Origin of the sequence: Bradyrhizobium sp. HKCCYLS3070, assembly GCF_051167575.1 — a bacterium.
In the GTDB taxonomy this organism is placed as follows: domain Bacteria; phylum Pseudomonadota; class Alphaproteobacteria; order Rhizobiales; family Xanthobacteraceae; genus Bradyrhizobium.
The window spans coordinates 1-18,764 of the sequence record NZ_JBNPTI010000018.1 but is presented as its reverse complement, the minus strand read 5'-3'; the positions used below and the strand labels follow the sequence as shown (position 1 = coordinate 18,764).

Annotated in this window: 23 protein-coding genes; 8 read left to right on the top strand and 15 right to left on the bottom strand. The window is 60.2% G+C overall.

What is annotated here, in order from left to right; genetic code table 11:
• Window positions 1–160: 160 nt before the first annotated feature.
• Genes ACQR03_RS31105 through ACQR03_RS31095 form a run of 3 tightly spaced genes read left to right on the top strand, consistent with a single transcriptional unit; the run spans window position 161 to window position 2,244 of the window.
• A complete protein-coding gene (locus ACQR03_RS31105; RefSeq protein WP_434842263.1) occupies window positions 161–574 on the top strand; it encodes a hypothetical protein in 414 nt (137 codons plus the stop codon).
• A gap of 39 nt (window positions 575–613) precedes the next feature.
• Window positions 614–1,576 (top strand): hypothetical protein, encoded by a 963-nt coding sequence (locus tag ACQR03_RS31100; RefSeq protein ID WP_434842264.1) that lies wholly within the window; start codon window positions 614–616, stop codon window positions 1,574–1,576.
• Between the two features lie 5 nt (window positions 1,577–1,581).
• Window positions 1,582–2,244 (top strand): SOS response-associated peptidase, encoded by a 663-nt coding sequence (locus ACQR03_RS31095; protein ID WP_434842286.1) that lies wholly within the window; start codon window positions 1,582–1,584, stop codon window positions 2,242–2,244.
• A gap of 267 nt (window positions 2,245–2,511) precedes the next feature.
• On the opposite strand, the gene ACQR03_RS31090 is transcribed toward ACQR03_RS31095, so the two are convergent.
• From ACQR03_RS31090 to ACQR03_RS31070, 5 genes are all read right to left on the bottom strand, one after another.
• Window positions 2,512–3,078, bottom strand: a complete 567-nt coding sequence (locus ACQR03_RS31090) for a hypothetical protein (protein ID WP_434842265.1) — start codon at window positions 3,076–3,078, stop codon at window positions 2,512–2,514.
• 879 nt (window positions 3,079–3,957) lie between these two features.
• Window positions 3,958–4,899 (bottom strand): lysozyme inhibitor LprI family protein, encoded by a 942-nt coding sequence (locus tag ACQR03_RS31085; RefSeq protein ID WP_434842266.1) that lies wholly within the window; start codon window positions 4,897–4,899, stop codon window positions 3,958–3,960.
• Between the two features lie 229 nt (window positions 4,900–5,128).
• A complete protein-coding gene (locus ACQR03_RS31080) occupies window positions 5,129–6,364 on the bottom strand; it encodes a hypothetical protein (RefSeq protein ID WP_434842267.1) in 1,236 nt (411 codons plus the stop codon).
• An 819-nt stretch (window positions 6,365–7,183) separates the two neighbouring features.
• A complete protein-coding gene (locus ACQR03_RS31075) occupies window positions 7,184–7,888 on the bottom strand; it encodes a hypothetical protein (RefSeq protein WP_434842268.1) in 705 nt (234 codons plus the stop codon).
• 174 nt (window positions 7,889–8,062) lie between these two features.
• Window positions 8,063–8,281: a hypothetical protein gene (locus ACQR03_RS31070; protein WP_434842269.1), complete on the bottom strand. Its 219-nt coding sequence runs from the start codon at window positions 8,279–8,281 to the stop codon at window positions 8,063–8,065.
• A 409-nt stretch (window positions 8,282–8,690) separates the two neighbouring features.
• Between ACQR03_RS31070 and ACQR03_RS31065 the strand changes: the two genes are divergently transcribed.
• The 3 genes from ACQR03_RS31065 (at window position 8,691) to ACQR03_RS31055 (ending at window position 11,573) form a co-directional block, all read left to right on the top strand.
• Window positions 8,691–8,843, top strand: a complete 153-nt coding sequence (locus ACQR03_RS31065) for a hypothetical protein (RefSeq protein WP_434842270.1) — start codon at window positions 8,691–8,693, stop codon at window positions 8,841–8,843.
• Window positions 8,844–9,268: 425 nt separating this feature from the next.
• On the top strand, window positions 9,269–9,904 hold the full coding sequence (locus tag ACQR03_RS31060) for a hypothetical protein (RefSeq protein WP_434842271.1): 636 nt from the start codon (window positions 9,269–9,271) through the stop codon (window positions 9,902–9,904).
• A 1,180-nt stretch (window positions 9,905–11,084) separates the two neighbouring features.
• On the top strand, window positions 11,085–11,573 hold the full coding sequence (locus ACQR03_RS31055) for a hypothetical protein (protein ID WP_434842272.1): 489 nt from the start codon (window positions 11,085–11,087) through the stop codon (window positions 11,571–11,573).
• Between the two features lie 459 nt (window positions 11,574–12,032).
• Here the strand turns inward: ACQR03_RS31055 and ACQR03_RS31050 are convergent, their stop codons facing one another.
• The 3 genes from ACQR03_RS31050 to ACQR03_RS31040 are packed head-to-tail and all read right to left on the bottom strand — an operon-like array spanning window position 12,033 to window position 13,670.
• Window positions 12,033–12,371 carry a hypothetical protein gene (locus ACQR03_RS31050; RefSeq protein WP_434842273.1) on the bottom strand — a complete coding sequence of 113 codons (339 nt, stop codon included), beginning with the start codon at window positions 12,369–12,371 and terminating at the stop codon, window positions 12,033–12,035.
• Between the two features lie 40 nt (window positions 12,372–12,411).
• A complete protein-coding gene (locus tag ACQR03_RS31045) occupies window positions 12,412–12,840 on the bottom strand; it encodes a hypothetical protein (protein WP_434842274.1) in 429 nt (142 codons plus the stop codon).
• Window positions 12,837–13,670: a hypothetical protein gene (locus tag ACQR03_RS31040; RefSeq protein WP_434842275.1), complete on the bottom strand. Its 834-nt coding sequence runs from the start codon at window positions 13,668–13,670 to the stop codon at window positions 12,837–12,839. The genes ACQR03_RS31045 and ACQR03_RS31040 overlap by 4 nt, the downstream gene beginning before the upstream one ends.
• Before the next feature lie 71 nt (window positions 13,671–13,741).
• On the opposite strand from ACQR03_RS31040, the gene ACQR03_RS31035 reads away from it, so the two are divergent.
• Both ACQR03_RS31035 and ACQR03_RS31030 read left to right on the top strand, forming a co-directional pair.
• Window positions 13,742–14,113 carry a hypothetical protein gene (locus ACQR03_RS31035; RefSeq protein WP_434842276.1) on the top strand — a complete coding sequence of 124 codons (372 nt, stop codon included), beginning with the start codon at window positions 13,742–13,744 and terminating at the stop codon, window positions 14,111–14,113.
• Between the two features lie 111 nt (window positions 14,114–14,224).
• Window positions 14,225–14,596, top strand: a complete 372-nt coding sequence (locus ACQR03_RS31030) for a hypothetical protein (RefSeq protein ID WP_434842277.1) — start codon at window positions 14,225–14,227, stop codon at window positions 14,594–14,596.
• Between the two features lie 441 nt (window positions 14,597–15,037).
• Here the strand turns inward: ACQR03_RS31030 and ACQR03_RS31025 are convergent, their stop codons facing one another.
• From ACQR03_RS31025 to ACQR03_RS30995, 7 genes are all read right to left on the bottom strand, one after another.
• Window positions 15,038–15,586, bottom strand: coding sequence for a hypothetical protein (locus ACQR03_RS31025; protein WP_434842278.1), 549 nt, complete (start codon window positions 15,584–15,586; stop codon window positions 15,038–15,040).
• A 23-nt stretch (window positions 15,587–15,609) separates the two neighbouring features.
• Window positions 15,610–16,425, bottom strand: coding sequence for a helix-turn-helix domain-containing protein (locus tag ACQR03_RS31020; RefSeq protein WP_434842279.1), 816 nt, complete (start codon window positions 16,423–16,425; stop codon window positions 15,610–15,612).
• A 257-nt stretch (window positions 16,426–16,682) separates the two neighbouring features.
• Window positions 16,683–16,862 (bottom strand): hypothetical protein, encoded by a 180-nt coding sequence (locus ACQR03_RS31015; protein ID WP_434842280.1) that lies wholly within the window; start codon window positions 16,860–16,862, stop codon window positions 16,683–16,685.
• Between the two features lie 84 nt (window positions 16,863–16,946).
• Window positions 16,947–17,285: a hypothetical protein gene (locus ACQR03_RS31010; protein ID WP_434842281.1), complete on the bottom strand. Its 339-nt coding sequence runs from the start codon at window positions 17,283–17,285 to the stop codon at window positions 16,947–16,949.
• Between the two features lie 464 nt (window positions 17,286–17,749).
• On the bottom strand, window positions 17,750–17,968 hold the full coding sequence (locus ACQR03_RS31005) for a hypothetical protein (protein ID WP_434842282.1): 219 nt from the start codon (window positions 17,966–17,968) through the stop codon (window positions 17,750–17,752).
• Entirely contained in the window at window positions 17,968–18,204 is a 237-nt protein-coding gene (locus ACQR03_RS31000; protein WP_434842283.1) for an excisionase family DNA-binding protein, read from the bottom strand. The genes ACQR03_RS31005 and ACQR03_RS31000 overlap by 1 nt, the downstream gene beginning before the upstream one ends.
• Window positions 18,205–18,418: 214 nt before the next feature.
• Window positions 18,419–18,541: a hypothetical protein gene (locus ACQR03_RS30995; protein WP_434842284.1), complete on the bottom strand. Its 123-nt coding sequence runs from the start codon at window positions 18,539–18,541 to the stop codon at window positions 18,419–18,421.
• Window positions 18,542–18,764 lie beyond the last annotated feature (223 nt).

Here is an 18,764-nt window from a genome sequence, read left to right as displayed (position 1 = left end):
CGGTAGCGCGTGGGATTGTTTTCCCTGGCGATCGCTGGATGTGCAATGCAGCCGTTCCCCGGCATCAGTGGCGCCGTCACCCCGTGGCTAGCGCCGAGCGAATGCACAGCCCCCAGAACTAGCGGCTTTCCGCATCGCGCATTTCGCGGGATCATGCGCCATGAGCACCAAGTCGCGGGAACGGCTGTACGGCACCGACATCCGCATTGCAGCGGACCGGGCTGCCCGTGCGCGGAAGAAGGCCGATTGGCTCGCCTGCGATGCCTGGAATAAACGAATGCTCGGCTTCCAGGGGCCGGCGCAGCCCTCCCCTACCCTCGGCGACGCATTGAACGCTGGCTTCTGCTATCTTGAGGTCCGGTGCCTCGGCTGCGACACCAACCAGACGGTGGCGCTGGACATCGTCCGCCGACTGAAGATCACGCCCATACATGAGCTGGAGCGATACATGCGGTGCAAGGACTGCTCGCAGCTGCGGAGGTACCCATACAAGCGGAGCGCGCTTGTGGCACTACGTGAGACGAAGATTTCAACGACACACCCCGCTTCGGTATGGTGGCCTGGGGAACGATGAGCGACAAGCCGGGCTGAGCCCAAATCGGAGCGAGAGGAGATGGCGGCAGGATGGGCTTCGGGCTGGCTCGCTCGGCAGGGCAAGAAAATCAAACTGTCCCGTGCCCAGCTGTGTCCCTGTGGTAGCGGCTGGGTGATCGCTTCGTGCTGTCTGGACCCATCAGACAATACGCTCCGCAAGAAGGTGCCATCCATTCAACCACCGGGACCGAAAACGCACTTTGCACATCCCAATTGTTATCTCCGCGACACCAACAACTGCTCGCCAGACATTTCGCGCGAGCACTACGTCTCAGCGAACGTACTCGAGCAAATCGCCGCATCTGAGAAGGCCGTCAACCTTTCAGGCGTTCCGTTCCTTCAAGAAGGCGAAACGAGAGCGCTGCCGGTCAAGAGCCTTACTGCCAAGATACTTTGCCAGCGGCACAACGCGGCATTCTCGCCTCTAGATCAAGAAGCTGGCCAATTCTTCGAGATGCTGACAGACGCAATGATGCGCAGTGTAAAGGGACCGGGATCCAGTAGGAGGGAGCTGTTTCTTGCAAGCGGGACGACGGTCGAGCTTTGGATGTTGAAAGTCGCATGCGGTCTCTATTTCTCGCGGATCGGATCATCCAACCGAGAGATCATCAGTGATACGCATACCATCGACATGGGAAAGGTGATCGATGCTTTCGATGGAAAGTGGGAGGACCGGGCGGGATTATACTTTAACGGGGATACCGGTAAAATCCTCCAGACTGCCTTTCACGTGCAGGTCGCGCCACTCACAGACGGCGAGCGAATGGGTGGAGTTCGCGTCTCTTTGCTCGGCTTCGAGTGCGATCTCATCTTTGACACCACCGGCACGCGTGATGGGATTTGGGCAGGAATTGTGTATCGCCCTCACGAGCTTGCTTTTGAAATTGAGCACGGTCGAAAAAAGCACGTACTCCTGTCTTGGCCAAAGGGGCACAAAGGGAAAACAATCAAGTTCGCAATGAAGTTCGCACCAATCGAATAGTGATCATGTGCAACCTCTACAGCATCACCACCAACCAAGCCGCCATCGCCGAGCTGTTCCGGATCGTCCGCCGATATGAAGGCAACCTGCCACCCATGCCCGGCGTGTTCCCGGATTACCCGGCCCCTGTCGTGCGGGGCAATGATGACGATCGCGAGATGGTGCTGATGCGCTGGGGCATGCCGCCGCCGCCGCGCACGGGCGGGCCGCCGGTCACGAACATCCGCAACACGTCGTCACCGCACTGGCGCGGCTGGCTGAAGCCGGAGAACCGATGTCTGGTGCCGTTCAACAGCTTCGCCGAATACGCGCCCGAGCCGAACCCGGAAACGAAGAAGAAGGACGTGGTCTGGTTCGCGCTCTCGGACGACCGGCCGCTGACCTGCTTTGCCGGCATCTGGACCGAGTTCAAGGGCGAGCGCGGCACTAAGTCCAAGCCGATCCCCGGCCCGCATCTGGTCTATGGGTTCCTGACAACCGAGCCCAACGCCGTCGTCGCGCCGATCCACCCCAAGGCAATGCCGGTCATCCTGACCACGGCCGAGGAGCGCGATGTCTGGCTCCGCGCGCCATGGGACGAGGCCAAGGCGCTGCAGAGGCCGCTGGGCGTTGATGTACTTAGGATTATCGCAAGAGGAGCCAAAAAGGAGGACGCCGCTGCTGATTAGCTGCAGACACCATCCCTGCTCCGATGGGGCTAACAGCTCACCGAAGCCAGAGGGAGATACACGGACGGCGGTGCGGAAAGCGCGCTGCGTTACTGGCTGAACCAATTTTGGAAAGGGTGGTGAACCACATTCCTCACGTTCCGTTGGAACGACGACGGCAGCACAAGTCGAGCTGCAATCAACAGAAAAACAGTGCCGACGACGATAAGGCCGAGCCGGTCAACAAATGCGGGATTGCCGAAAAAGCTCAATGACATCGGTCGGCTCCTATGCGCCTGGAGTGAGCGAAGCAGCTGCGTCGACGCCCGTGAGGGCCTCAACTGCTGATAGTGCCGCGGGTTCCCTTAAGGCAATGATAATCTCCGTGAAGAGACCCGCAAGCATCGTAGTCCGAATTATGTTGTAGTCGTGGTTAAACGCCTGCTCGTTCAACGCTTCATGAACAGTCGCGATGTCAATGAAGTGCGAGGTCCCGAAGATCAGAACAACGATGAAGTACGCTCCGAGCAATAGGAAGCAAACCTTTGAAAAATCGCCGATATTCCCGTGGGTGCGAAGCACGCTATCCACCATGTTTGAAATTGCTAGAATAGCGATGACGATGGTTATGTAGAAAAAGTCACGAAAGAACCCGGCGCTGTTCGTCAGCTTTGCCATTTCGACGATGTCGAAATCGAAAACGGAAGCATGGGACGCTTGCAGTGCAGGGAACAGAGCGACTGTTATTGCTAAAGCCCATAGGGTGGGCCGGAACACGCATCCGAGCACTCGGTTCCGCTGAACGCGGTACCACTGCCGGCAGGATCGGCTCATGGTTGTCACGTCTGCAGCCATATATAGTGTCCTCCCCCATCTACAACCCTAGAGCGGAAACAGAAAAAGGGTCAAGCGCGGAACACCTTCGGTGAAGCCGAAAGGTATAGGGGTCCCTGGTCATTACTATGGGTTCGGCCCCGTGGCAGGCCACGCTCAGGTTGCGCCGCTCCACAGGGGCACAACCTCGACGGTTGCGGCTTTTTACCCAAAAACATCGAAAAATCACGCTTAGCCCGCTGTACCTGCAGCAGGTTCACCCTGTGTTCCGTAGAAGCGCCGACATCAAAGAACAGGTGTAGAACGGTTGTATTTCGATGATCGACGTTTGTCCCGGCTGAACGGAGGTCGGAGACCCGGCGCACCGCCGACAGGAGGTCGAGTTCCATCGCGGTGCGCAAGCGCGGCCCGGCGGCGATCTATACGGCGGCCTGGCCATTGCCGCTATCGAGGCGCTGACGGTCGCGGATCTCCAAGCCTTGATGCCGGCGAAGCGGGCCATTGCGAAGACCGCTGCCGTCGAAATGCACGCAGGATCGCGTCGCGCATCATCGAAATTTTGTTCAAGAGCGGCACTAAAGTGACGCTCTTATGCCGAGACGCGGCTGAGGCACAGACGATCATGGCACAGATTGCCGGCACCGTTTTAGAGCTGCCGATCATCGCGGTTGAGAGCCAAATGACGTCAGCGGTGCTGATCTCCAGCGAGGTCGCGGTGGTCAGCCTCGGCGAGAGCGTGACGGCGGCCGAACAGCAGATCCGCTTGCCAGCCCCTACGCCCGAGGCCTACGCCGATCGAGCGGCTGGCGGCGTGCACGATCATCGCGAACTGATGCCCGGACTCGTGAAGCTAGAGCACGTAACGTACTGCTACGGCGCCACTTGCACGCCCCGCAGCCATCAAACGTCGGCTTTTCCTCGTTCGACCCATTCACGGAGGTCCTTAATGCGCGATCGCGCAAGTTCTTCGGACGCAAGTGCGTACAGCATCGGCTGCATGCTGCCGCCCCTCGCCTCGTTTGATCGCCATTCCGCTTCGGCAATTCGGAATTCGTTCCATTTGGCCTGGACGGCGGCAAGCTCTGCACCCCATGCTCCATAATCTTTCGCGATTTGTACACACAACTCCAATAGCTCCAGCAGAGCCTCATCACTGCGAGCTATAGCTTCCTCATTCATCGCTCGCTGGGTGAGCGGATATTGACCGTGCAAAAGCTGTGACAGGTACTCTTCCGTCGCTTCAATGAAGAGGGTCGCCGATTGCAAGAATGTGTTCACGTCGTCGGCAGATATAGGCTTCATCTTTGGCAGCTCATGAACCAGAATGTTCCTAACCTCGAAGAGCTTGAATAAGCTCCGCTTTAGTTGATCTATGTCGGGGATAATCGGCAGGAGAGGCTTACCGTTTACCTCCGCGTCCCACCTGTTCGAGACGCGCGCCAAGCAGTTGAAGATGTCATCATCAATCAGCTTGTCGAACACCGACTTAATTGCTTCAAGGCGACTTGTTGATATTGTGTGTGCCACAAGCTGTCCCAGCGTGATTGTCCCTCCATGTAGGGTAGCCGCAATCCTGTAGTCGAACTTCAAGTCCAGCTTGAGTTCAGCTGCTCTTTCCAAGAATGGTGCGCCGTGATCGATAAGTTGCTCGATCCAACCTCGAGCAAACACCTCCAAGAGGGTAACAATGCGCGCCGGAACAAGCTCGTCGACGAGCGGCTGATGATGGAGAGTATTCTTCCATTCCCTGGAGAGTTCATCAACGGCCAATTTGATGACGTGCCGCGCTCGGGCGCGGCTCCTCACCTGGAAGATGTTGTGGATAGTGTCTTGCGTAGCCATGGCGTCATCCAATTCGCTTCAAAGCGTGTAGTTCGCATTCCCAGCTGGCTATCCTCGGCTGCGGCAACTAACCCTCCAGAGAAGCAGAGACGCCGCCCTGGCGGCTATCGTCGAGCCACCCTTTGATCAGATTGCTATGCCAACCGCTCCCTTTGCCAACACGTGCATCGCCATAGTGAGTCCGCCGCACTATCTGGTTGAGCATCGGGATCGCGGCGAGTGAGTGAAGTCATTGGGCGGCCTTTGGCACATCAAAGGCCAGCACAGAAAGAATTATCTCTCGCTTGTGATCCGATGGACTGCCAAAGACGCATCGGAAACGGGTCTCCGCTTCGCGCTCAGGTCCTCGCTTCAAGTGCAAGTGCTTCCCAAGGCAATTCTCGATGGTCTGTAGTACACTGGAGAAGTCTTTGTTACGGTTGAACATGAGAACAGCCGCTTTTGTGTCGCGCCAACTCAGGTAACTGAGCAATTGAGAAATAGTGGCAATGAAGTTCTTCTCCCCGCTCCAGAATTTGCACTCCGCGATGAAGATGTTCCGATCGCGTTCGCGGATGAGGATGTCAGTCTTACCTTGAAAATTGAAAGTTTCACCTGAAGCAGCACCTTCAAAGTGGCCGTTCAATTGAACCAGAAAGTGCTGTCGAAGGTCTTCTTCACCCATGGCCTGAAATGCAGTGGGGCTGCGCTCCATCACAAGTGCCATCGATTGAATGATGTTTAAGATCACCTGATAGTTGGCTTCCTCAATAACGGGCTCCGGCTCGAACGGCGCCGACGTGGGAGCGATTGTTGTTAGAACCTTTCTGCGGACAACGGGGGCGACATACGTTTTCGGCGCATCAGCCCTAGTTCGGATAGGAAACGCCAGCCCTGCCACCATTTTCCGATCTCTGAGTAGCTTTTCCTTTCGAGTTTCAATTTCGGGTTTCAGTCTCAGCGGCAGCGTTCGGCGGTGCTCGTCAGCCATCTCGCGTTGATAGCTAAGATACTCATCAATTTCGTTCAGCCTACCCGCGAGCTGTTCATTCACATGCGCAGGTTGGAGATTTTCGCCACGCATTGTCAGGATAAGATTGTTGTTGTAGATAGTACCGCGAGGCGCGCCGCCCCATCTTCCGGGATTGTTGTAGAACAAACTACCCTCGCCATCAAACGGAACAACGAGAGCGATAAGTGTGCCCCGCAGCCGAACTTCTTCTCTGCCGTAATCCGGCCGTCGAATTTCGATTTCATGCGGGCCATCGATGTACGCGTCACCTCGTCTGAGTACCGGAGGGGTAAAGCTGTGCAACGTCGTAAGATTGGCCACCACGTCATCAGTCGGTGTATTCAATAACGAGTCAGCGGGGATTTGATGCGCCTCGTGCAATGCCGAGCTCAACGCGGCGGCACACAGATCCCTCAGGTTCCCAGCATAGAATAAGACTGCCGGTTCGCCGAACTTTGTTACGTCAAGGATCACTGCGGGATACCTCCAAAGCGCGGACCCGAGATCAAGGGCGCACGTAGCGGGTGTGCTGTCAGGTTATTCCCGAATAAGGAGGGCACATTTCCTGAAAAGCAAGCTACGCGGCCAACTGCCCTGGGGGCAAGGTTGGGCCACGCTCGGCAAGAGCAAGCCCCGTTGGCTACCCTAGGGGGCGTCGATGGGTGAGCGGCCGACAGGAGATCGAGCTGCATCGCGGTGGGCAAGGAGCGGCCGGGCAGCGCCCGGAAGCGATCTGTACGGCCTCGCCATCGCCGCAAAGAGGCGCTGACCATCGCGGATCTCCATGCCCTCATGCCGGCGAAGGCAGCCATGCGACACCCGCCGCCGTTGAGCCACAGGCCTGGCGCTCGCCATGCCCTCGGTCATCACCATCATTTACAAGTCCGGCGCGGTACAAGCGATCCCGTACATCGAAAGGACTGATGCCGAGCGCACTAGTCGAGCAGCTCGACGCCGGCTGGCGTGAGCATCCCGCACATCCCGCTCTCGTGCATCCAAAACCGCCCGCGCTCGATCGCGAGCTTGAGGCCGGCGCCAGGGGTGATGAAGCTCCACGAGGAATTGCGACCAGTGCGATGGTCGATGCTTTGACCGATCGCTCAACTCTTAGCTGGCCTCGCCAGTAGGCTCAGGAGAGCCGGCCAAGCGACGCCCATGCCATGCACGGGCCCCGCATCGGCGGCTCTCCATTATGATCGTCGGCTGCCTCTGAGATCCGGTCCGGTCGGCCTGGGGGACGAGCTGAGATCCCTCCGCCGGGGGCCGGGCTGCGTCGGGCGCCGGTGCTCTTCATCATTCCCTTGCCCGTTTCTCCCAATCTGGACCGCACTCTTCGTCCGCGCAGTTGTGCTGCTCGCAAAGTTGCCCCTCTGCCCGGACGGGCTGGTTGGCTGGGAAGTTCTGAAAATTGAGATGCGTCACCGGGCGCGCCACGTAGCAGTATTCGGTTAGATGCCATCCGCCGAATATGTCTTGATACCTGATGACGCCAACCGCCCCAAATCGAGGGCCAGTTTGCAACTGGTTGAACCCCTGAGGGTCGGCATTGAACGCTTGGGCGATCGAGCTTCCCTTTGGTCCTATCAGCCTATGGACACGTGGGGTCTGCTTTGCAGAGTCTTTCCAAGGGAAATCATTTGGGGTTCCCCCAATGGCCCCGTTCGTGAACGTGCTGAGATTTCTTGTTTGTGTGTTTCCAACGTTCTCGATGATCGGCGATGCATGCCACATGCGTCCGGCTTCGGATGGCTCTTGGTACGTGATGTACTGAAACGAGTTGGACATGACGAAAGCACGACTGGTCACAATTTCGGTGTCCCTTGCGACCGACAACTGCCAGTCGGCAAATATCGCAGCGGCAATGGCGGCTATTGCAGCAACGATCGCGCCCAGCGCGGTAAGGTAGTCGAGCCAGTGCTTATCTGCCCGAGGGCGATCAGTCCCGGTATTGGGCGGAGACGACAAGGCCGCCTGCTGCGGCGGCTGATTGTCGGCCATCCGTCCTTTTCTCTGTCCGAGCTTCCTGTTCATGCCCGACACGATTGTGCTCGCCCTCTTAGCCCGTCGGCCATTTTGCAAGCGAAGCTATAAAACTAGAAGCTATAAAATTGATAGGGCCCTCGCTGTGGCGTCCGATATCGGGCCCCCCAGAAAACGCACGGGTGGACTGAGTCAGCAGGGCCTATGCTGGGAGGCCGCGAGCGGCGTCAGACCTAAGCGCCACTCCGCGATCGTGATTGCGCCCGCTGCCCAGTCGGTTTCCCCGCTGCCAACAATCAGGTGGGCCAGACCGCCCCACGGCGGGACGTAGCTCACACGCCACTCGTAGCTATTTGGATCGCCACCGATGCATTGGCGGCCGATTTCTGCACCGAGGACCTTAATCTTCATTTTGAAAGCTCCAAATCACATGCGGCCAGCATACGCCGCCGAGCAGATGGGGAACAAGCGTAACAATACGGGCGACCACCGTTTCGCGGGTCCAATCCGGCGAAGATGTGGGGAGAAGCGGAAGGAGAGGATGATCTCTAAGATCAAAAAATTCGAGGTGCCCATGGCTCCTGGATGGGGGGGACTGCGTCCCTCCGGGGAGTTACATCCGGCCTGATGTCCGCCTTGGCCCCACTGTTAGGCGAGGGCGCGATCAACCGAGGCGCGGGAGATCCTGAGCAGCTCGGCGAGAAGGATCGAACGCAATGCTATGCGTCTCGAACTTCACTCCCAGCATCAACATTGAAGAGCCGGCGCGGCGTCCTCAGCACCTGCGACCGGCGCGCAGCAGCAGCTCGCCTGCGAGAGCATGGAGCACGTGCGGCGCGGCTGGCAGGAGGTCGGCGACCCTGTGGAGGCTAAGAAGACCGTCGTCATCATAGAGAACCCAGATCGCGCGACCACTCTGGCGATCGGCGACATCGCGAACGTCAAGCTATGGCGGACGGCGGATCTGCCGTAGCTCGCCGAGCCGACAGCGCCGGGAGGCCTGGGCGAATTGAGCCGCCGAAGAGACCAGCCTCGGCCTGCAAAACGTGCGGACTATAAGTCGATCACAAGGACCATGTTGACCGCGCCAGCAGCCAGCGGCTCGCGCGCCTCCTGGCGAAGGCTGACGAGCGCCAGCGCGCGGAAGCCCACCAGGGACGCGCTCCCCAGGCGATCGAGCAGACGCTCGATCCCGGCGCTGCGGTTATCAAGGAGAGCAAGGGTCTGTGCAAGAAGTAGCGCCGTGATGTTTTGACCGAGCGCTCAATTCTTCTCAATGATATCAATGGGTTGGCAGAAGATCAAGTCTGGAACTTTGGCCGAGATTGGGGCAGCCTCTCTGTCACCTCCTCTCAACTTTAACTTGTCCCAGGACAAGTTAAATCTGGAAGGCATCCGATGTCCGACCAGAGTGACGAAGACGACCAGGACCGGGACATCGTGCGGCGTGCCGTTGAAGCACTCGACGTCATCGACAAGACTTTTGAAAACTGGCTCATCATCGGGGAGGCGTTCGAGCGCGGGCGTCAGTGGGCCACGCGCGAAGCCAGGACCAACGTTCCGAAGGGGCGCGGATACAACGATGCGTTCTCGCGCTGGATGAAGCGCTATGAGGCCGGAAAGCTGACAACGATCGATCAGGCGGTTCGTTACCGGCTCGGCAAGATCATGGAAAAACGGCAGGCGGTAGTCGCGTGGAGGCAGACACTGACGTCCAACCAGTTGCGCGAGTGGTCGCACCCGACGACGGTGTGGCGGCGGTTCGAGGCGGCGCACAATATCCCGGATGGTGACGCACCGAAGAGGCCGTCGCATGTAGCCCAACTGAAGGAGAGCTTGGCGAAGGCGCTCGATGACAATCAGCGGCTGGAAGAGCGGATGAAGCGCGCGGACGGGTCGCTGTTTGATCTGAAGCGCGACACAGCCCAGGCGATTGCTGACACGATCGTCCGCAACGTGACCAACAGCAGGGCCGAGGAGATCGCGCGCTTGATCCGAAAAAAGCTCAAGGAAAAAGCGAAGCCGGCCGGATGAACGCGCCTTGCGCCGGGGCAATCCGCCAAAGCAGGATCGAGCGCGAGGGCGCGAGATCATCATCGTGGGCTGTCCCATGGTCAATGAGGTCACCGGCCATCCCCGACGACGACGATGAAAGCCCATTTCAAGCCGAGTTTGGACCGATCTGGGATCGCATCCTCCGCGACCATCCCGACGCGACCGAGCAAGAGCAGCTCGAACTCTTCAAGGCCACCGTCATCGCGGAGGTCAGACGACGCAGCAAGAGGTCAACGCAGCGGCCTCCTGCCCGCCCCGCTAGGGAAAAACCGGCCACCCCGGCAAAACGCATGGGAGAACTCGGCTAAGTCACCGGGGGGGGGACGTTCTGGGGCAACCGGAGCACGGCTCGACAGTGCAGACAACCTTTTCCGATGGTAGCCATTGAGGCCGCTGGGCACGGGCGTCGCACTGTCGATACGGGAAGATTACACCATGGCTTGCGCGGCGGACAGAGGCTCGCAGGACCGGGACCCCACAGTGAGAGGCTCGCGGACATGGGGCCCCACAGCGGGGATCTCCACATCCGCCAAATTGGCGGGTCTAAGGGCACCATCTACGGATTTGCGGACGGGGGATGTGGAGAACGGATCCCGATCGTTCCGCTCGCTCGCGGTGCCCAGCCCCCTACCCGGCCGGACGGCTCCCCTCCCGATCAGGGACCGGCGATAACTCCGCCAGCAGACCGAGCAGCCGCGCGACCTGCTGCGGCGCCCATGAGCCGCCGCGCGGCATCTTGATGTCCTTCGTTCAAGCGCTATGCGACGGCCCGCAGGCTCGTTGCGCCGGCTGCCTGCAGTTCGCGCTGCAACCGCGCGATCCTCAGCGTCGGGGCCGAGGCTACTAGGACCTAATCCTGTGGAACACGACTATCGCGTCGGAGACCGTGGGACCGTCGTCGGGCTCTTGAGCGCGAGCATCACCCGACACTGACCCCGTGACCTCACCGGCAGACGGCCTCTTAATTGGGTGGCCTTCGTGCTGCTTTGAGTCGAGTCAAAAATCGCGATTTCCGCAGGTTTTCGCGTCGCTCCTTGCAAGTTCGTGCGCGGGCCAGCGGGATGGCCTCACGCCCGACCCGCGCACCGCCCCGCCGCCGATCTGGGGATAACCGCACCCATCGGTTGCTCAAGGCATCTGGCAAGCGCTCAATGCCGGCATGGAAGATGCCGAAAGGACGCTGAACAATTTCCTCAACGCGGAGGCTCGCCCTTACGCGGTCCACGAAGCGGGACACGCCGTCGTCGCGCGAGCGCTGGGTGGAGACGTCTTGCTCGTTGAGATGGACTCATTTACGCACAACGGCGGAAAAATGGACTGTCGCACTCTGTTCACCGTAGTAGAGGATCTCGCGGTGTGCATCGCGGGTTGCGGCGCCGAACACCTGCTTGACGCACGCACATCGCGGGCAGCTAAGGCAGGCGACCGCGCGCGTGTGCGGAAGCTGTTGGCACCGCTGCCCGAAGCGGAGGGCTGCGCCGCTCTAGCGGAAGCCTATCGGCTGGCGAACGAGAAATTGATGGCGAACGCTGATGGCCTGCGCATGATCGCAGACGAACTGATGCGCAAGAGCATCAAAGACCGCGTGGTGCGCATTGAGCGCGACCAGCTACTCCTGCTGCTCGATGGAAGCCTGAGCCTTCGCTAGGAGCAGGAAATGCCGTAGGCAGACCATGGGCGCGCCCTCGAGATGAAGCCCCGTCGCGAACGCGACGCGCTCGGCTTAAGAATTGGAAACCCTTCTCGGCCCCGGTGAGATGGTCAGGTGATCTAGGACGGGTATTCCGAGCCGCTTTGCCTCTTCGGGCGATACCGGCTGCGCCCACGCGGGCAAAGTCTTTGAGGGCGGCTCTTGCGGCTATTCGGTCGCCCCGGCTGCTTCCCTTGGGTCGGGTCGGCCATGATCATGCCTTCTTGGCTGAGGCTTGGCCGGATGCGGGCGGCTCCTCCTCCGAGGTCGACCAGCCGTGAATAGTAACCGTGCCCATGGCTCCCCTCTCTCCTATGATCGATTGTAGCACAGCGCCTGGACGCGCGCGATGAGGCGATCAGCCCAGCCGGGATGCGGAGGCGCAAGGCCGGCCGGCGCATGGGCGGGCCGCGCTGGTCAGCGGGACGGCCCCCGCCGGTCGTGAAGGTAATTCGCAAGTTCGGCCGCAGCCTGGGCGATGGTATCCACGGGATTAGCCGCGCAATAGTTGGTGATCCATGCGCTAACAGCGTTGGCCTCGGGGATTGTGATTGCAGCGGAGGAGTAGAAGTTTCGACCCGAGAGGAAACCGAGAACCCATGCTTCGTTGACGTATGAAAGCGAAGAGTCGGAGAGCCTCAGTTGCTTCGTCCAAGTGGCGCAGGACTGTGCACCTTGGCCAACCACTTCGGCCGCGCCTGCGACGTTCGCCCAGGTCGTGCAAAAAGCTGTCGCGCACACTACGATCGTCTTCATCGATGACTCCCTCTGCGCCTGTTTGCGGCTTAAGGCCAGCCTATCGTTCAACCGGCAGCGACACGAAACCACTTCGTCGATTGATCGACAGCTCGAACATCGAGCCCGGCGCGGCTTGTAAAATGAAAGTCCGCATGTCGGGCCAGCGCCACAGCAGCACCGAGGCGCATTGATTGACCGGCGTCTTCTTCCGGAAGGCGCTAGACAGGACGAAGCCCTTGAGGCCAGCTTTTATCCACGCCGTGCGCTCGGCGATGTTCCTGCGGATGCGCTGGTCGCCAGTGATGACGATCCACTCAGCGTTCTCGGCCCCAAGCCGGGTGATCCACTCAATGTCCGTGGTGTCGTGCGCGAAGCCGTATTCCGGCATGAACCGAACGTGGCGCGCTTCGTCACCGTCCCGTTTGATAAGAGCGTCTAGACATCCCGCAAAAACGGGTGAAGTGCAGTTATCGAAAAACACCTTCACGCCGCTAGCTGCTGCGACAGCAGCTGCTCAAACGCCACCGCGCGATGCACAGACGCCACCGGCACCATGAGCCGTCTCGCCGCTTGCGCTTCTGAACCTTCGGCTTGAACCGCCTCTGCGAGCACGCTGGTCGGTACACCAGTGGCGTCATCGATCGGTTGACCGAACTGGCGTTGGGGATCGATAACAACACCCTTGCTGCGCCCCAATGGCCACCAGCGCGCGGCAGTGTCGGCCTCATCAAACTCGAGATTTTTTAGGCTCGGCTCGATCACTTTCTGCATGAGGTACTGACCGCTGCTGAACAGGTCGATCAGATGGTCCTCGCCGCCGTCGTTCTTGAGCACGTGCAGTACCACGGTCTTGCCATCGGTCCGAAAGCGCGCGCTGGCAAACGGGTAATCCGACGAGACGATCTGAGAGCCGTACTCGATCGCGCGCCGCACCTTCTGCGGACTGAGCCCAGCATCGATAAAGGCTTTCGAGACCCGCAACTGCACCAGATCAAGGAAGCTCAAATATAGCTGCTCCATCTCGAACTTTTCGAGCTGACTTTTCCACAGGGCGGGATAGCTCTTTTCACCGATCGCGTGGCCGCATAGCCAGCGTCGGATCTTCGGGGCCTCGACGCGAGTGAGCGCCGCCGCCTCGGCTACGGAGTACAGGCCCAGGCCGATCAAAGAGAGGTCCTTTTTCACCGGCAGCTCCGACTCAACTTGTCCATGTTTATTGCCGACCGATGGAGCGACGGTCAACAACGGAACCGTCAGAAGAGAGCGGCAGTCCTGGCGAATTGCCAGCCAAAAGAGCGCAGGCGAGGCCTGCTGCATGGCGTTGGTATAGCTCGTCTTGTGCCAGGCGACCCGCCAGTGCAGGATCGGCCGCGAGGGGGCAAATCACCATGAACATCAGTCGCGGATTGTTTCGCCTATGGCTTGTCCTGTCGCTGTTCTGGGCGGCTTCTGTCGGCGTCATAACCTATCAGACATTGCCGCCCGAGCTTCCGGATGCTCCATGGGTCAAGCCGACGTCAGACTATCTCTCAAAACTCTCCGACGATGAACTCAAGGCCCTCTATGCCAAAACCACAGGGAAACCCGCATTTGATCCATCGAAGCCATACACGGTGCTTCCGCTCGGCTTCGTTCTAGACGACCCCCGGCGCGACGCGATCAAAGCTGCCGTCGCCCAGGCGACGATTGTCCCTGGCATCGTGCTCCTGGTCGGCGCATCGCTGGTGTGGGCGGTTCGAGGTTTCCGGCCGAGCCCGTAGGAGGCCCGAGGATAGGCTCAAGCCCCTTGCGGTATGCTACCCACCGGGCACCCCAAATTCTTCTGTCAGAGAACTTGGTAGATCGGCCAGCCTAGCCCCTACCTCGCGGGGATGGACCAGACCACCCTTCATTCGCTCAGGCAGCGCGACAAGGCCGAGCTGCAGCAATTGCTCGGCGCGCTGAACGGCGCCAAGAACGGCTTTCGCCTCGACCACTGCAGCGACTACATGATCGCGGGATCGCGCGGCGAGATCCGCGCCTGCAACGGGACCTTCTCGATCTATATTCGCACGCACAGCATTCGCGCCTGGAACTTCGCGAAGAAGCAACTTCACTTCTGCGTCGTCCGGCAAGACGGCGACGACGAAGGCATCCTCACCCTCGATCGACTTCCCACCGAAGCCGAGGCAAAAGTCATCCGCGACTATGTCGGACTTCGGCAGACCAGACCGCCCGAACAAGCCGCTCACCTCCGGAGTTGATGCCCCTCCAATCGCCCTTTCAGGCGCGCCCATGCGCGTCAGCCCTTCGGGTGGACTGGGACACCGGAGACCTCTTGGCGGAGTCCCAAACCCGGATCGAACGCGCGGATGGGCGGGTCCCTCTCCCGATCTGGGCAAGGATGACCCCCAGCTGCGAAAACGCTTCCTGAGGGAACGGTTTGAAATGCAGGGAGAGAGGGACTCGAATTTGTCGGAGGACCCGCGCCAATAGAGCCCCCTACCGGGGGTCGGGCCCCCTCGGGCTGAGGGCCGAGGTCGGGGTCGGCGGCGGCCAGGGCTAAGGGCGGCAGGTTCGGAAAAATTCCGAACCTGCGCCGAGGGCCCGCCGAGGACCGCAGCGCCCTGGCCGCGGACCGCGCAGCGCTGCCGGTTGTCCTAAGCTTCATCCCAAGGGCCGACCTGGAAAGTTTGGCGTTGGGATCATTCGGCTTTTTCGTTGGTTGGGATCTTGCTGTCGGCGCCATGGCCGTTCAGGCCGCCGTTGATCACCTTCGCCCTGGCCGATGCGCGCTCGATCAGGTCGGCGCGCAGCTGGTCGAGGAACGCCAGCGTCGCGCCCAGGTCACCGCCGCCGAGGTCGGCGATGAAGTGGTCGAGGACGTCGTTAACAGAACTTGCATCGGTCAGCGTGATGTTCTGATCAATCGTGATCCGGTCCAATCCGGTGATCCTGCCCTGCAGCTGCATGGCCTGGTTTGCGGCATTGAACTCCTGGGCGTCGACGGCTTCGTGATAGACGCGCTCGGCTTTCGACAACAGGTTGTCGGCATCGATCTGAGCGCGACTGACAGCATAGGCGCCCAGCTCTTGCAGGCGTCGCTGGATGTCCTCCCTTGCGAGCAGCCTGCTTGCTGCAGCCCCGGCGGAATTGTCGCTCCTTGCCCTTCCGCCGGCCATGACGAAGGCCTTTCCGGCTGACAGCCCTTGCAGCTTGGCTTTCGGCCAGACCCTGCAGAAGGTTTCGTGCACTGGGTTTCGGAGCATGGGCATGGTCAGCGGCTCGACGCGTGTGTGAGGCCGGTAGCATAGGCTGGCGCGGGCGGCAGGTGAAGCCGGATTGCGCTGATGACTTCCTCGTCATCGGGCATGATCGGCGTTGCGGCGTAGATCTGCGCCGGGGTCATGCCGGAGCGGAGCGCGCTGGCGATGGTCTGGCGCAATTGTTCTGATGCATAGGGGTAGGACTGCAGAACCTCGTCGAGCTGGGAGGGCGCGCCGTTCATCGGCGCGTCCCCTCTCTCAACACGGGCAGAGCTGCGCGGCCTTAAGGCCGCGCTCTGTTCTTCCTGTTCCTCTTTCCTGTTCAACTGTTCATTAGCGCGTCCAACTAGGACACCCGTCCCCCCTGTTTTCGGACACCCGTCCCCGGCCGGCACGGACACCCGTCCCCCCGTTTTTGGACACCCGTCCCACTCTGCACGGGTGTCCGCGCTGAACACCCGTCGCAACAGGTCCATTTGCGTCTTGTTGTCGTGGTCGCCGCCTTCGGTGCTGTGGCGCTTGATCAATCCGTCCTGCTCCAGCTCGCGCGCCGCGCGCTTGGCGCTGCCGACCGTGCATCCGAGATCGCGCGCCAATGTTGGATAGCCGGGATTGCACTGGCCCGTGGTGCAGTTGAAGTACACAGCGCCGAGGCGAACAGCCATCGCGAAGTTGAGCGGCTTCATCGATTTATAATTGCGGGTCAGCTCATCGAGCCATTCAGTGCGCGCCTTCGCACCTGAGACCTTCGGCGGCGCCTGCGCCGGAAACTCGATGACGTCGGCGCTCGACTCTTGCGTCAGCTTGGGGGTGCGGTTACTACTCACGGCGGTAGCTCCTGGCGGGGTTACAAGCGATCCTTGCGAGGGTTGCGATCACTCAGAGGCCCGTCGAGTGGCATCGACGGAAACGGCGCATTGAACGGCCCCGGCATCGCCGGGGCCGTTCTGTTTGTAGGCCCCTATGACAGCGGCGGCACTGAGCCCGCCATCGCAGCGTCGAGGCGGGCCGAGAACAGCTTGGCCCTGGCTAACATGATCGCATATCCCGGATGACAACTGTCATCCGGGAAGAGGCACGGTGATCACGCATGCGGGAGGTCATCGCCGTGGGTAATTGACATTTCGGCCCACGCCTTGTCCTCCGGACCAATTGTAACGACAACGGCATGGTCGCGGTGATAGATCGCTTCGATTGCGGCAAGGAGCTTGTCCTTTTCACCGATCATGCTTGCGTCTTCCGCAATGAGCTGTTTTGCGATCATGGCCTGAATTTCACCGATGGTACCCTGCCGGATGTTGTTAGGCCCTCCTCGAACGTATGCGCAAATGTCGGCGCACAACTCCCGCTAGTATTTATCGTGCAACATCTTCATTGCGGTGTCCCACTCCTCTTGCGTCGCGAAGCCCCAAAACTGCGGCTGGTGCTCGCTAAAGATTTCGGTCTCGAACGCCTCGGCGATCGCATTGATAATTTTTTCAGGTGCGGTCGCGCCGTATCTTGTCAGGCAACCCACGAAACCATCGTCACCTACATAGACCCTCAGATAGTTACGTCCGTCCGTCAGAGATCGGCTCCGTTCACTCGTATCCAAGCGGACCTGCTCCCGCACTCCAAACTTCTCCAGCTGGCCGCCGAAGAGGTCGCGGGCGGTCACCTTTTTACTAAGTGCAAAATCAGTAGACATCGACCTTCTCCATTCTCACACACTTTGCTTCGCTATCAGCTTTACTCCGCTCATGACCGGCGCAGCCAGCCGAGTCAGGGCCGCCAACGGCGTTTTCCTACCCATACCGAGCTACGAAGCGGCGGATCTGATCGCGCTGGCGCAGCCGGTCGTGGTCGCGGCGGGTCATGGCGCGGTCTCCTTCATCTCGGTGTGCTGCCACGCCAGCAGCTCTGCCACGGTCCATCTCAGGTATGCCGGTTGCGTCCGCATCACCTCGACGTGGTCGCGGCGCGCGAAGTGCGGCAAGCCAGACCAACCGCATGGGCAACTCACAAAGTTGGCGGGCGGCCTCTTATCGGTCCATCCGCGAAAGCCGTTCAGCGATGACGGCATGTCGACAGTGTGTTGCACATGGCTGTGGCAAAGCACTCGGCCGGGCCCGATGGACTTCGGCACGGTGTTCATCCTGACGCCTCGCCTACTCATGGCCGCACCTCCAGTCCGAAGACCTGCAGCAGGTGCTCCGACAGCTGGCCGGCCGCATGCAAACGCTCGGCCTCCTTCTGCAGCTTGGCGAGGTTCTGGATCTGGTGCAGCAGCGCGCGCATGGCGCGCTTGCGTTCTGGGTCGGTGCAGTCGTCGTTGACGAAGCGCTGCGCGTCGGCGATGGCGTCGGCGATCTCTTCATCGGTCCTGGTCATCAGCGCACCTCCACCCTGGCAGCCGGCAGATTGCGCACGAAGGCCTCGGCATCCTCCCTTGCGATGATGACCCTTCTGCCAAACTTGCGCGCTCGCAGCGCGCCGGCCTCGATGGCTTCGTCAAGTTTGGTCCGACCGATGCCGATCACAGCGCAGGCCTGATCAGGCGAGAGGGCGATTTGACCGGGCGACGGCATCGGATAGGCGCGGCGCTGCGGCTTCTTGCGTTTCATCATTGGGACTCTCCAACTAACACAGCGTATCGCCGGCCATTGTAGAGTCGCGCCAAGGCTTGTCGCGGATGACAGTCCCCTAGGGGGAGGTTTATCAACATGCAGTCAGATTTTGCTTGACATTATCCCAAGCCGATTTCCTACCTGCCATTTATCCTAAGGCGCAAATCGCTCAGAAGAACATAAGCAATTTCAAGACGTTATGGATATAGCTGGATCACTCCGAGCGCGCCAGGGCCGTCTTCGCCGACCATTGCCCCTCATCGCCGACGATCATCAACAGCGCAAATAAACGCTGTTGAGTCAGCACATTATCGCTTCGTGCACTCTCGCCTGCCATCGCCTCTCATCGCTGACCATCATTCGCCCTACCGCCCCTTCAGCTGTCCCTCGATTTGAGTTAGAATCTCCCCTTAAATTGGGATGACCTTGCCCCCAAGTTTTATCCAGATCTGAGTTCGTTCGGGCGGTTTGATGTGCCCATCCGGGCGGTCGTAGCGGCGGGAGCTGGCGCGGAGCTCTCGGCATAGCGCAGCGCCAGATCCCGACGCGGATTGCAGGTG